The following is a 12,960-nucleotide window of genomic DNA, read 5'->3' on the forward strand; positions in this document are numbered from 1 at the left end:
CATCGCCTCATGAACGAAACTGACACCGACGCAGCGCGACTCATCACCCTGGCGGCCGATATCGTCTCGGCCTACGTCAGCAACAATCATGTCCAGAGCGCCGAGCTGCCGAAGCTGCTGAGCGATGTCCATGAAGCGATCCGCGGCGTCTCTGCCGCCGGGGCGCCGGCGGCCGAGACCGGCCCGCCGAAGGCGACACCGCAGGAGATCCGCCGCTCCGTTACCCCGGATTACTTGATCAGCTTCGAGGACGGGAAACAGTACAAGACCCTGCGCCGTCACCTCACCCTGCGGGGCCTGACGCCCGAGCAGTATCGCGCAAAGTGGGGCCTGGCGCCCGATTACCCGATGACCTCCGCAAGCTATTCCGAGCAGCGCTCCGAGCTCGCCCGCGCCCTCGGCCTTGGCCAGCAGCGCCGCAAAGGCGTCGCCCGCGCGGCACCCGAGGAGACCGTCAGCGAGGAAGTGCCCGAGGTCGAGGCGCAGCAGGAGGAGGAAGCTCCGGCGCCCGAGAAGAAGAAGCGCGGTCCTCGCAAGAAGGTCGACGCGTAATCGATCGACGCGCGCCCCACCGTCTCGGTCGGGCGGGCTTCGTCTCCGTCGCTTTTCGCAAACCGCCGAGCAGGTCGTCCGAGTCGAATCGGAGCGGCTTGCTCGGCTTTTTTCGTTCGCGGACGAGGCTGCGAGATTGGCTGGCGCGCGGGCCTGATGCGAGGTCCGGCTGTATCCGTTCGGGTTCCGGCGCGGGTCCCCTCTCCTGGAAGGCTAGGGTATCGACACATTTCAGCGCGACGCGGCCCTCCTCCCCCTTGTGGGGAGGAGTATGGAGGTGAGGGTGGTTCTGCCAGCCTCCGCGCTCGGAGGGGCACCCAACCACCCCCACGCCTACCCGCTCCCCACAAGCTTGACGGATCTTGGGCAGGCCCGAGATCCGCTGGGGAGAGGGACGCGTCGAGCCTCCAGAATACGGATGTGTGAATCGGATTGCCGAGAAAGAGCGGCCCAGGTGCGTGACCTCTTCGAAGAGGGATCAGACCTCACCCGCACCCTCTCCCTTCAGGAGAGGACGCGTGGCGCGCGCAGGCGGCCCGAAGCGATCAACCGAAACCTCGTCGTCAGACGAGCGGCGTCGCCAGCACCTTGTCGATCCGCCGGCCGTCCATGTCGACCACCTCGAAGCGCCAGCCATGCGATTCGAAATGGTCGCCGGTGGCCGGAATGCGGCCCATCTGGAAGATCACGAAGCCCGCCAGGGTGGTGAAGTCGTCGGAATTCGGCCGGTCGGCGAAGGCGAGGCGGTCGAAGGCCTGACTCGCCGGCATCATCCCGTCGATGAGGAGCGAGCCGTCCTCGCGTTCCACCACGTTCGGCTCGTCGCCTACCTCCGGGATGTTGCCCGCGATGGCCTCCAGGAGGTCGGTCTGGGTGACGATGCCCTCCAGGCTGCCGTATTCGTCGACGACGACGGCCATCCGCACTGGCTTGGACTGGAAGGTTTCGAGGACGGCGAGGATCGACATGCTCTCGTGCACGACGATGGGCGGCTGCGTGGCGGCCAGCACGTCGACGGGGCGGCCGTCGAGAAGCTGATCCAGCAGGTCCTGCTTGCGCACCACGCCGACGATCTCGTCGACGGCGCTGCGGCTCACGACGAGCTGGGCGTGGTCGCACTCGCGCACGGAGCGGAGCATCGCATCCCGCTCCTCGTCGGCGTCGACCCACTCCACCTCGTGGCGCGGGGTCATGATATCGCGCACCCGCCGTTCGCCGATCGAGAAGATGCGCTGCACCGCCTCCTGCTGCGCCTCGCGGATGAGGCCGGCCTCCTGGCTCGCCTGGACCAGAAGGTTGAGTTCGGCGGTGGAGTGCAGGGACCCCTCGCCGTGACCGGCCTGGAGCCCGAACATCCGCACGATGCCGTTGCCGAGGCCGTTCAGGAACAGGATCGCCGGGCGGAAGACGAAGAGGAACACACCGAGCGGCCGCACGACCGCCAGCGCCGTGCGCTCGCTGCGCTGGAGCGCGAGGCTCTTGGGCGCGAGCTCGCCGAGCACGATGTGCATCGACGTGATGATGACGAAGGAGATCACCACCGCGATGGTGTGCGCGGCCGTGGTGCCCACCGGCTCCGGCAGGAACGAGAGCAGCGGAATGATGATGTGGGCGAGTGCGGGCTCACCGACCCAGCCCAGCGCCAGGGACGAGATGGTGATGCCGAGCTGCGTGGCGGCGAGGAAGGCGTCGAGCTGATCGGTGGCCCGCTGGAGCGACTTGGCGTTGGTCCGACGCTCGGAGACCAGTTCGGCGACCCGGCTCTTGCGCACGGAGACCAGGGCGAACTCGGCGGCCACGAAGAACCCGTTGGCGAGCACGAGGGCGATGACGGCGACGAGACCCAAACCCGTCGCCCATGCGTCGTCGAAAATCGTCGTCTCCCCTGGTCAGCCGGGGATCTCTAACAGCAACGCCACGCACCGGCCACAGCGATCCCGAGAAAGTCCCGGAATCGCCACGTCGGATCGGTCAGCGGTCGGCCTTTTCGCCGGCGACGGTCAGGTCGATGTAGCGCAGGGTGGTCGGACGCACGAGTTCGCGTACCTTGCGGGCCATGCCCTCCTCTTCCCGCAGCGATTGCTGAAAGCCCGTGATCGCCGCCTGCTGGCCGGCGGCCTCGGTGATCGCGATCAGCGACTCGTAGGCCGCGATCTCGAAATTCTCGAAGGCGTGGTTGGCGTAGGCGTTCTTCAGGATCTCGTCCTGGGCGGGCGCGTGGCCAAGCGCCATGATGTTGCCGACGAAGCCGAGCACGCCTTCCTTGATGGTCGAAGGGCTCTCCGAGACGGCGTGCAGCGCCTCCTCGAGGCGGGTGCGCTGGCCGTGGGTCTCCTCGATGTGCCGGCGCAGGGCCGCCTCCATCTCCGGGTAGCGCTGCAGGCGCTCGACCTGACGCTCCATGATCTGAAGCGCCTGCATTTCGAGGGCATGCGTATTCTTGAGGGCCGTCACGTAGATGTCGCGCGTATCTAGGGTCACGTCGAAGCTCTCCTCGTCGGTCGCGAACGCATTCGCTCTCGTCACGAGAAGATCAGCTGACGGTTCGATGTTCCGCGTCGTCGCCGTGCTTTATCGGTGTCACCACGGCTATTTGGCGTGCGGCATCGGCGTGCTTGAGGTTTGCGTGCGGATACGCTTGCGGCGACGCGCGTCAGGGCGCCGAGGCCGCCTTCAGTCGCTCCAGCTCGGCCTCGGCGCTCAGGGCCCGGTCTTTCCAGGCGTCGCGCTCGGCCTCCGCCGCGCGCGTGGCGGTCTCGGCCCGCTTCGCCCGCGCAGCCTCCGCCGTCGCGACGGCCTGGGCCCGCTCGCGGGCCCGGGTCTCGCCCGCCATCTGCACCTTGAGGTCGCGGGGCGTGGCCATCGCGGTCCTTCCTGTCCAATTCAATCCGGGTTCGGAAGGCGTGCCTTCCCGCGCCGGGCGGCCGGGGTCAAGCGCGGATCGCCGGGTGGCGGGGTGCCGAACCCGGGGGCCGTGGGACCGCTCAGAGGAACTTCGCCGGATCCGTGCTCGGGGGCGCCGGCTTCACGTCGGTGCGGTTCCACCAGCCGCCGCCGAGCGCCTGGAACAGGGCGGCGGTGTCGGCATACTGGTTGGCGCGCGCGCCCGCCGAGGTGACGAGGGCCGAGAGGTAGGATTGCTGGGCGATCAGCACCTGCGTGCTGTTTAGCGCGCCCGCCGCGTACTGCTTGCGGATCAGGCCGAGGCTCTCATTCGTGGCCCGCTCGGCGGCCGAGGCCGCCGCCACCGCCTTGGCGTCGGATTGCAGGGCGCGCAGGGTGTCGGCGACGTTCTGGAAGGCGCCGATCACCACCGCCCGGTACTGGGCCTGGGCCTCGTTGAGGGTCTCCTCCGCCGCGCGCTGGCGCCGGAACAGGGTTCCGGCATCGAAGATCGGCTGCGCCACGGTGCCGACGATGCCGTAGAACGAGGCGGCCGAACTCGCGAGCTGCGCGATCCGCACCGCGCTGGCGCCGCCATTGGCGGTGATGTTGAACTGCGGCAGGCGGTTGGCCACCGCGACGCCGACCGCCGCGCTCGCCTGCTGCACGTTGGCCTCCGCCGCCTTCACGTCCGGGCGCTGCTGCACGAGGCGCGAGGGCAGGCTCACGGGCAGGCCGGTGGGCAGGCGCAGGGAAGCGAGGGTGAAGGTCTGCGAGACCTCCTCGCTCGGCAGGCGTCCGACCAGGGCGGTGAGCAGGTTGCGCTGCTGGGCGAGCTGCTTCTCCAGGGGCGGCAGCAGCTGCATCGAGACCGAGAGCGCGGCCTGCTGCACCACCACGTCGGCCCCGGCGATCTGCCCGAGGGACAGCTGCTTGTTGTAGAGGTTGAGGACTTCGGTCTGGGCCTGGATCACCTTGCGGGTGGCGTCGATCTGGGCGCGCAGCGACGCCTCCTGGATCGCCGCCAGGACGACGTTCGTGGTCAGCGTCAGGTAGGTGGCTTCCAGTTGGAAGCGCTGGTTCTCGGCCTGCGCCTCCAGGGACTCGATCTGGCGCCGGTTGCCGCCGAACACGTCGGGGGTGAACGAGACCGTCACCTGCGGCGTGTAGAGGCTGTAGAACAGCTGCCGGGTGTCGTTGAGCGGCCCCTGCAGGGCGCCCCCGGGGGCCTTCTGGCGCGAGCCGAGGCCGTTGGCGGCGACCACCGGGAACAGCGTGCCGCGCTGCGCCTCGACGTTCTCCTGCGCGATCCGCAGGGCGGCCTGCGCGGCGTCGAGGTTCGGATTGTTGGCGAGCGCTTCCTCGACCAGCCGATCGAGGGCGGGAGACCGGAACAGCGTCCACCACCGGCCCGGCACGTCGGCACCCGCGACGAAGCTCTGGTCGGCCGAGCCGCCATGGGCGGTGCGGATGGTGTCGGCGGCGCTGGGGTTGGCCAGGGGCTCGCGGGTGTAGCGGGTCACCGGCGGATCGGTCGGCGGCACGTAGTCCGGACCGACCACGCAGCCGCCGAGGCCGGTCATCGCGAGGGCGAGCAGGGCGCCGCGCAGGCGGCGCGGGGCCGGGCCCCGGCCGGCCGGCGCCGCGTTCTGGGATGATGCCGCCATGTCGGAGAATCCTGTCGCCAACCGCGGCCGTAGAGGCGCCGGAGCGGCGTCGAAGTCAACGCGGGCGGGCGCAGGCGCGCGAGGCTGTGATCCGCGCATCACGCGTGCTCGGCCTGGGCCACGGCCCGGACGGCCGCGTCCGAGGGAACCGCCGCCGGCACCCGGCGCGAGAACAGCGCGATCAGGATCGGGACCACCACCAGGATGAGGTTGGGCGCCAGCAGGATGCCGCCCACGACCACGAGGGCCAGCGGCTTCTGCACCTGCGAGCCGATGCCGGTGGAGATCGCCGCCGGCAGCAGGCCGACGCAGGCGGCCACACAGGTCATCATCACCGGGCGCATGCGCACGTTGGCGGCGTGCCAGACCGCGTCCGCCCGGGCCCAGCCCTCGTCGAGGAGCTGGTTGTAGTAGGAGAGCAGGATCACGCCCTCCATGGTGGAGATGCCGAAGAGGGCGATGAAGCCGATCGCGGCCGAGATCGAGAACGGCGTCAGGGTCAGGACGAGGGCAAAGATGCCGCCGATCATCGCCATCGGGATGACGCTGAGCGTCAGCGCCATGTCGGTGACGGAGTTGAAGTTCACGTAGAGCAGCAGGGCGATCAGCGCGATGGTCACCGGCACCACGATGGTCAGGCGCTGCACGGCGTCCTGAAGGTTCGTGAATTGCCCGACCCATTCGAGGTGGAACCCGGCCGGCAGGGTCACCTCGCGGGCGATGCGATCCTGGGCTTCGAGGACCGCACCACCCAGATCACGCCCGCGTACCGAAAACTTCACCGGGATGTAGCGCTCCTGGTTCTCGCGGTAGATGAAGGCCGCGCCGGAGACGAGCTCCACGGTGGCGATCTCGGAGAGCGGCACCTGAACCACGCCGCCGGCCGGGTTGGCCGCCCCGATGGTGATGTTGCGGATGGTCTCGAGGCTGCGGCGGTACTGGGGCGCGAGGCGCACCCGCATGGGGAAGTGCCGGTCCGAGCCGTACTCGTAGAGGTCGCCCGCGGTCTGGCCGCCGATGGCAGCCTGGACGGTGGTGTTCACATCGCCCGGCGACAGGCCGTAGCGGGCGGCCTTGCGCCGGTCGATGTCGATCCGCACGGTCGGCTGGCCGAGGGAGGCGAAGACCGCCAGATCCGCGATGCCCGGCACCGTCGACAGGGTGGCCTTGATGGCTTCGGCGGTCTTGGTCAGGTCGTTGAGGTCGTTGCCGTAGATCTTGACGGAGTTCTCGCCCTTCACGCCGGAGGCCGCCTCCTGGACGTTGTCCTCGATGTACTGGGAGAAGTTGAACTCGATGCCGGGGAAGGCCTCGTCGAGCTTGGCCGAGAGGTCGCGCACCAGCGTCTCCTTGTCGAGGCCCTTGCGCCAGGTGTCGAAGGGCTTCAGGGGCGCCAGGATCTCGACGTTGAAGAAGCCGGTGGCGTCGGTGCCGTCGTCCGGGCGGCCCTGGTGCGACAGCACGGTGACCACCTCCGGTACTTCGGCAATGATCTTGCGCAGGCGCTCCACGTAGGCGTTGCCGGCCTCCAGCGAGATCGAGGCCGGCATGGTGCCGCGGATGTAGAGGTTGCCCTCCTCGAGCTTGGGCAAAAATTCGAGGCCCAGCGTCCGTGCGGCGATGCCCGAGGCGCCGAGAAGCGCCGCGAGGACGAGGAGCGACAGCACCTTGTTGCGCAGGCCGAAGCGCAGGATCAGCACGTGGCCGAAGCGCAGCAGGCGCACGATCAGGGTGTCGCGCTCCTCCACGTGCTTGGGCAGGATCAGCGCCGAGAGCGCGGGCGAGACCGTGAAGGTGGCGATGAGCCCGCCGAGCAGCGCGTAGGCGTAGGTCTTGGCCATGGGGCCGAAGATGTGGCCCTCGACGCCGGTCAGCGTGAAGAGCGGCAGGAAGCCCACGATGATGATCGTGGCCGAGAAGAAGATCGCCCGGTTCACCTCCGCGCCCGCGATGGCGATGGTGCCGAGGCGCCCCGTCAGTCCGCCCGGCGGTGCCTCGCCGCCGCCGTGCTCCGGCTCGGCCAGGTGCCGGAACACGTTCTCCACCATGATCACGGTGGCGTCGACGATCAGGCCGAAATCGATGGCGCCCAGGGAGAGGAGGTTCGCCGAATCCCCGCGCAGGACCAGGATCAGGATGGCGAAGCCGAGCGCGAAGGGAATCGTCGCCGCCACGATGACGGCGCTGCGCAGGCTCCCCAAGAACAGCCACTGCACCACGAAGACCAGCACCACGCCGAAGACGAGGTTGTGCATCACCGTGTGGGTCGTGGTGTGGATCAGCCCGCTGCGGTCGTAGATGCGCTCCACCCGCACGCCCGGGGGCAGGATGCCGCTGGCGTTGACCTTGTCGATCTCGGCGTTGACCAGCTTCAGCGTCGGCAGGCTCTCGCCGTCCCGGCTCATGAGCACGATGCCTTCGACGATGTCGCTCTGCCCGTCGTGCCCGACGATGCCGAGGCGGGGCGCGTTCGAGACCCGCACCTCGGCGACGTCGCGCACCAGCACCGGTACGCCGGCAACCTGGGTCAGCATCGTGTCGCGGATGTCGTCCATGTCGCGGATGAGGCCGATGCCGCGCACCACCGCCGATTGCTCGCCCACGTTCAGGGTCTGGCCGCCGACGTTGATGCTGGAATTGTTCAGCGCCGTGACGAGCTGGACCAGGGTCAGCCCTTGCGCCTGGAGCCGGGTGAGGTCGACGGCGATCTCGTATTCCTTGGTGCGGCCCCCGAAGGCCGTCACGTCGGTGACGCCGGGAATCGCCTTGAACCGGCGCTGCAGCACCCAGTCCTGCAGGGACTTCAGGTCGGTGGAGGAGTAGCCCGGCGGCCCCGTCACCTTGTAGCGCATGATCTCGCCGACGGGACTCGTGGGGGAGATCTGCGGCTGGGCACCGTTGGGAAGCGGCGGCAGCTGCGAGAGGCGGTTGAGCACCCGCTGCAGGGCCTGCTGGTAGGTGAAGTTGTAGTTGAACTGCACCTTCACGTCCGAGAGCCCGAACAGCGAGATCGTGCGCACCACGGTCGCGTTGGGGATGCCGGCGAGCTGCACCTCCAGGGGGATCGTGATGTAGCGCTCGATCTCGTCGGCCGATTGCCCGGGGTTCTGGGTGATGACGTCGACGAGCGGCGGCACCGGGTCGGGATAGGCCTCGATGTTGAGCTGCGTGTAGCTCGCGTAGCCCAGCGCCAGCATCACCACGAACAGCAGGAACACCAGCACGCGCTGGCGCAGGGCAAAGACGATCAGGCCGTTCATGGGTGAGACTGGGTCATGACGGGTTTTCGCCTCGAAAAAAGGTGTCGGCTTCGAAGGGGGATTCGGCCTCGAAGGATGGCGGGCGCCCGCTTCAGGACGCCTTGTCGCCGCTGGTGGCCCGATCCATGAAGACGGCGCCGCGCGTGACGATCGCCTCGCCGGCCGCGAGGCCGTCGGTCACCTGGGCGAGGCCGCCGACGGTCATGCCGAGGCTGATCGGGCGGGCCTCGATGGCGCCGTCCGGCCGCGCCACCCAGACATGCGCCTGCGCGCCCTCGTACACGATGGCGGCGGCGGGCACGGCCGGTGCCGTCTGTCCGGGACCGGTGAAGATCGTGAAGGCCGCGAACATCTCGGGCTTCAGGATGCCGTCGGGATTCTCGACCTCGCTGCGCACGGCGAGCCGCCGGGTGGCCGGGTCGAGGCTGGCGGACATGTAGTTCACCCGCCCCTTGAACACGCGCTCGCCGAAGCCCGCCACCGTCGCCTCGATCTCCTGCCCGATCCGGATCCGGGGGATCTCGCTCTCGCGCACGTTGGCCACCAGCCACACCGTCGAGAGGTCGCCGATCACGAAGACCGGGTCGCTGGAGGCGGAGAGATACTGGCCGAGACCGACCTTGCGCTGGACGATGGTGCCGGCGATCGGCGCCCGGATCTGGGTTTCCGGGCTCATGGTGCCCTTGCGCTCGTAGGCGGCGATCTCCGCGTCGGTCTTGCCGAGGAGGCGCAGGCGGTTCTTGACCGCCTCGAGGCCGGCCTCGGCGGTCTTCAGGTCGCTCTGAGCGCCGATCACGTCGTTCTGGGCCGACTGGTAGTCCTTGAGCGCCACCGCCTTGGCCTGGAACAGCTCCTGCTGGCGGGCCGCGATGGTCTGGTCGAGCTTGAGCAGCGCGGTCGCCTTGGCGAGGGTATTGAGGGCGGCCTGATAGTCGCTCTGCGCCTGGACCATGTCGGTGGCTTCCAGCGTGAGGAGGACGTCGCCCGCCTTGACCGTGTCGCCCGCCCGCACGAGCACGCGCGTGACCCGGCCCGCATACGGAGAGGTGACCGGCACGTTGTCGTCGTCGTTGAGGGCGATGCGGCCCTCCGCCGTGCCCTCCGGCCGGAAGCTCGTCGTGCGGACGGGCTGGATGTCCAGGGCGGCACGCTGGGCGGGGTTCGGCCGGAAGAGCCGTCCCCCGGACGGATCCGGCTGCTGGCCCGCCTCCGCCCCGGCCGTCTCGGACGCCGAGAGCCGGTCCCGGATCGACGTGGCGATGGCCACGATGGGGCCGGGCCAGATGCTCGCGGCCGCAACCGCGCAGATCAGCAGCCCGAGGGGAATGACGATCCTGGCCATCGCAGGCGGGGTCCTGTTCATCAGGCGCAACTTCGTTCGGGTCTGGGCGTGGATCGTCGTCCGGCGGGGTGCCGGAGCGCGCGTCATGGTCTCGGCACGAGGCGGAGAGAGCCGGGGCCGGTCAGCCGTCGCGCGAGCCGCGCCGGTGTGCGCCCGCGGATCGGTGCCCCCCGATTCGTGCGGGACTGGCGTCGGGTCGCACCGCGTCGAATTTGAGGCGCGGGGCGATGCGGCGCTTGGCGCCTCATACGGTTTCCGGGTGATGGCTTCGGTCAGCCTGTGCGCGATGCGCTCCCTCTCCCGGAAGGGGAGGGGAGCCGCGCCAGAAACCGAACGATTCAGCCGGAAACCGTATCAGTGGCTCGTCTGTGCGGAGGCCAGGATTGCGACCCCGACCGCGATCACGCCGATGCCGACGATCATCGTCGGGCTGATCGGCTCGTCGAACAGGAGGGCGCCCCCGAGCGCCGCTCCGACCATGCCGACGCCCGCCCAGATCGCGTAGACGACCCCGATCGGCAGCATGTCCATGCTGGTGGACATGAGCCAGAGGGCCGTGCCGTAGCCCAGCGCCACCAGCACGGTCGGCCCCGGCTTGGTCAGGCCATCGGCCGCCTTGAGGGCGAGGGTGGCGGTGATCTCGGCGCCGATGGCCAGGGAGAGGATGAGGAACGGGTTCACGCGATGGCCGTCAGCGCCGCGGGCGCGCTCGGCACGGGGGCCGTGAACATCTCGAGGTCGTCGGCGAACTGCTCGACGATCTCGTCCGAATTGGCGAGGCAGGTGGCGAGGTAGGCCGGCAGGGACGGCGGCGGCGCGAAGCCTTCCGCCAGGAGGCGCGTGTTGTCGAAGCTGAGGTCGAGGGAGCAGAACGCGTAGTAGGCCCGGGTCGCGCGCAGCATCGCCTGCTTGAGGGAGCCGTCGAGCCCGAACACCTCCGCGAAGCGGGCGCGCAGGGTGGCGCGGTCGGACAGGTCGAAGCGGCGGAAGGCCCGCACCCCGTCGGACGGCTCGGCCGCCTCGAAGGCGCCGATGAGATCGCGCCAGGAGGCGCTGGACGCCGCCCCGCCGGAGACATGATAGACCCGGTGCGCGAGGTTCGGCTTGAACAGCAGGCCGTGCAGGGTCTCGGCGACCCAGTCCGAGGGCACGATGTCGACCCGGCTCTCGTCGGCGCAGGGCAGCATGCGCAGGCGGTCGGCGGCGCGGACCACCCACAGGATGCTGGAACTCGGGCCCGCGCCGAGCGTGGAATGGCCCACGACGATGGAAGGTCGGGCCACCACGACCGGCAGATCGGAGAAGTGCTCGGCGAGCGAGGTCTCGGCCGCCGCCTTCGACACCGTGTAGGCCACGAGGTGGCGGGCATCGGCCGCCGGGTAGGCGGCCTCTTCCACCCGGTGGGGGGCGTTCGCGCCGCAGATCATCGCGGTGCCGACGTGAAGGAAGCGTTCGAGCCCCGCCATGGCGCGAGCCCGCCGGGCCAGGGCCAGGGTGCCGTCGTGGTTGGTCCGGTTCACCCGCTCGTCGCCCCACCAGGACGTGTCGGCGGCCAGGTGCAGGATGTGGGTGACGTCGTCGAGGCGCGGATCCATGTCGAGGTCGGCGCGGGTGAAGTCGCCGGGCACGATCTCGATCTTGCGGGCGAGGCGCTGGGCCGTGAACGGATCGGTGAAGCGGGCGAGGCGGGCCGCGACGCGCTGCCGGCCCTGATCGACGCTGACGCAGCGCACGAGGCAGACCCACGAAACCGCGTCGTCCCGGTCGAGGGCGTGATGGAGGACGGCGCCCCCGATGAGACCGGTCGCGCCGGTGAGCAATACGCGTTTCAACTGAGGCCCCCCTCTGGTTTTGAGGGGTATCTGCCAGAAAAAATTAGAAATAATCCGCGCGGTTGCAGCCAGTTTCGGGATTAAATCCAGGTGATGCAAATATGCATCATCGGCTCACGGATTCGTGTCCGCGCCGCCCCATCCCGCCTTCGCAAATCGCCGGGCGATCGGCCTTTTTCGCGGGGCATTCTCCGGCTGCAGCCAATCCGGATTCGCGAGCAGGCCGGGTCGGGGCCTGTGGCGTCGCCAGGGCGCAATCAATCGGATCGCGGTGTCGGGCCTCCGGCGCGGGGATCGTGGGCGAAGAACGTCTCAAGCGCTGCCTGAAGCTGCGGATTGGGCTTCTTCAGACCCGTGATGAACCGTGAGATGCGCGGCTGATTGATCCCCAGCGTCCAGGCGAGCTGCGCCTGGCTCCAGCCGGAACGATCGAGGAACCGGGAGACGTCGGCTGGCTGGATCGGCATGGCCCCACCCCTTCGATGCGCCATCGTGCGATGCGAGATCGGGGGAAAATTCTATGGGGGATGTGGGTGGTTTCCAGGGCCGATGATAGCTAATCCCACCGGGTTACTTCAAATTACCGTGATATTGCTGGACGTAGGGATACGTTTCCGAAGCTGCGGCTTAGGTTCCTGAGCGCAACGACAATCATCGGAGAGGAAACCCCATGCGGTACATCATGCTCGGCGCGATCGTGGCGGCACTGCTTCCCATGGCGGCGCAGGCCGAGGGCGATGCGGCGGCCGGCGAGAAGGCCTTCGCGCCCTGCAAGGCCTGCCACGCCTTCGGCAAGAACGGCGTCGGCCCCAACCTCACCGGCGTCGTCGGCCGCAAGGCGGCGTCCGAGGAGGGCTACACCTACTCGGCTGCGCTGAAGGGCTCGGGCATCACCTGGGACGAGGCCAATCTGCACGAGTGGCTGAAGAACCCGAAGGCCAAGGTGCCCGGCACCAAGATGGTGTTCGCCGGCTATCCCGACGACAAGAAGATCGACGACGTCATCGCCTATCTCGCCTCGAAGAAGTAGGCGCTCGTCGCTCCGCCCCGCCGGCGCGCGGTCGGTCCTTCCCGGAGGGGGAGGCCGGCGGCTCGCGACCGGGGCGGAGTTTCGAGCCCGGCGTGCTTCGCCTGATGGCCAGGGCGAGCATCTGTCTCGCGGCGGCAACAGCCCCGGCACGGTGTCGTCGTTTGGCGCGCGAACCGATGCTGCCGGCATGGCGCGGAATCCGGAAGGTGCTAGAATCGCCTCGGTCCTGACGGCCGGGCGATTTGCCCGTGAGCGCGGCCCGGAGCCCCCCTCGTGCTGGAAGCGTCTGGACGCCTCGACCTTTCCACCCTCGCGACCGCTGCCCCGAGCCCTCGCAACAGGCGGTTCGCGACCGTCGTGGCGGTCGCATTCGGGCTCCTCACCCTCGTGCTCG

Annotated in this window: 11 protein-coding genes; 2 read left to right on the forward strand and 9 right to left on the reverse strand. The window is 69.1% G+C overall.

Going from position 1 to position 12,960, the window contains the following annotated elements; all coding sequences use genetic code 11:
• Window positions 1–9 precede the first annotated feature (9 nt).
• Window positions 10–552 (forward strand): Ros/MucR family transcriptional regulator, encoded by a 543-nt coding sequence (locus tag MFF30_RS07010; RefSeq protein ID WP_238278194.1) that lies wholly within the window; start codon window positions 10–12, stop codon window positions 550–552.
• A 563-nt stretch (window positions 553–1,115) separates the two neighbouring features.
• Here the strand turns inward: MFF30_RS07010 and MFF30_RS07015 are convergent.
• The 9 genes from MFF30_RS07015 to MFF30_RS07055 form a co-directional block, all read right to left on the reverse strand.
• Window positions 1,116–2,372 (reverse strand): hemolysin family protein, encoded by a 1,257-nt coding sequence (locus tag MFF30_RS07015; RefSeq protein WP_238278196.1) that lies wholly within the window; start codon window positions 2,370–2,372, stop codon window positions 1,116–1,118.
• Window positions 2,373–2,523: 151 nt separating this feature from the next.
• Window positions 2,524–3,033, reverse strand: coding sequence for a ferritin-like domain-containing protein (locus MFF30_RS07020; protein ID WP_238278198.1), 510 nt, complete (start codon window positions 3,031–3,033; stop codon window positions 2,524–2,526).
• Between the two features lie 172 nt (window positions 3,034–3,205).
• Window positions 3,206–3,415: a hypothetical protein gene (locus MFF30_RS07025; protein WP_238278172.1), complete on the reverse strand. Its 210-nt coding sequence runs from the start codon at window positions 3,413–3,415 to the stop codon at window positions 3,206–3,208.
• A 121-nt stretch (window positions 3,416–3,536) separates the two neighbouring features.
• A complete protein-coding gene (locus MFF30_RS07030) occupies window positions 3,537–5,102 on the reverse strand; it encodes an efflux transporter outer membrane subunit (protein WP_238278174.1) in 1,566 nt (521 codons plus the stop codon).
• Window positions 5,103–5,200: 98 nt separating this feature from the next.
• On the reverse strand, window positions 5,201–8,362 hold the full coding sequence (locus MFF30_RS07035) for an efflux RND transporter permease subunit (RefSeq protein WP_238278176.1): 3,162 nt from the start codon (window positions 8,360–8,362) through the stop codon (window positions 5,201–5,203).
• Between the two features lie 91 nt (window positions 8,363–8,453).
• A complete protein-coding gene (locus MFF30_RS07040; protein WP_238278178.1) occupies window positions 8,454–9,704 on the reverse strand; it encodes an efflux RND transporter periplasmic adaptor subunit in 1,251 nt (416 codons plus the stop codon).
• Window positions 9,705–10,058: 354 nt separating this feature from the next.
• The gene (locus tag MFF30_RS07045; protein ID WP_238278180.1) at window positions 10,059–10,385 is read right to left on the reverse strand and encodes a DMT family transporter; all 327 of its coding nucleotides are present in this window, start codon (window positions 10,383–10,385) and stop codon (window positions 10,059–10,061) included.
• Entirely contained in the window at window positions 10,382–11,536 is a 1,155-nt protein-coding gene (locus MFF30_RS07050) for an SDR family oxidoreductase (protein ID WP_238278182.1), read from the reverse strand. The genes MFF30_RS07045 and MFF30_RS07050 overlap by 4 nt, the downstream gene beginning before the upstream one ends.
• A gap of 257 nt (window positions 11,537–11,793) precedes the next feature.
• Window positions 11,794–12,003, reverse strand: coding sequence for a helix-turn-helix domain-containing protein (locus MFF30_RS07055; RefSeq protein ID WP_238278184.1), 210 nt, complete (start codon window positions 12,001–12,003; stop codon window positions 11,794–11,796).
• A gap of 203 nt (window positions 12,004–12,206) precedes the next feature.
• Here MFF30_RS07055 and MFF30_RS07060 point away from each other — a divergent pair, with 203 nt between their 5' ends.
• Complete coding sequence (locus tag MFF30_RS07060; protein ID WP_238278186.1) at window positions 12,207–12,566, forward strand: c-type cytochrome; 360 nt, start codon at window positions 12,207–12,209, stop codon at window positions 12,564–12,566.
• Window positions 12,567–12,960: the final 394 nt, after the last annotated feature.

This window comes from Methylobacterium goesingense, from assembly GCF_022179225.1.
GTDB classification, from domain to species: domain Bacteria; phylum Pseudomonadota; class Alphaproteobacteria; order Rhizobiales; family Beijerinckiaceae; genus Methylobacterium; species Methylobacterium goesingense.

Bases quoted from the DNA above. Each gene is read 5' to 3' on its own strand.
- MFF30_RS07010 (WP_238278194.1), top strand. From the start codon at position 10: ATGAACGAAACTGACACCGACGCAGCGCGACTCATCACCCTGGCGGCC.
- MFF30_RS07025 (WP_238278172.1), bottom strand. From the start codon at position 3,415: ATGGCCACGCCCCGCGACCTCAAGGTGCAGATGGCGGGCGAGACCCGG.
- MFF30_RS07030 (WP_238278174.1), bottom strand. From the start codon at position 5,102: ATGGCGGCATCATCCCAGAACGCGGCGCCGGCCGGCCGGGGCCCGGCC.
- MFF30_RS07035 (WP_238278176.1), bottom strand. From the start codon at position 8,362: ATGAACGGCCTGATCGTCTTTGCCCTGCGCCAGCGCGTGCTGGTGTTC.
- MFF30_RS07040 (WP_238278178.1), bottom strand. From the start codon at position 9,704: ATGGCCAGGATCGTCATTCCCCTCGGGCTGCTGATCTGCGCGGTTGCG.
- MFF30_RS07055 (WP_238278184.1), bottom strand. From the start codon at position 12,003: ATGCCGATCCAGCCAGCCGACGTCTCCCGGTTCCTCGATCGTTCCGGC.
- MFF30_RS07060 (WP_238278186.1), top strand. From the start codon at position 12,207: ATGCGGTACATCATGCTCGGCGCGATCGTGGCGGCACTGCTTCCCATG.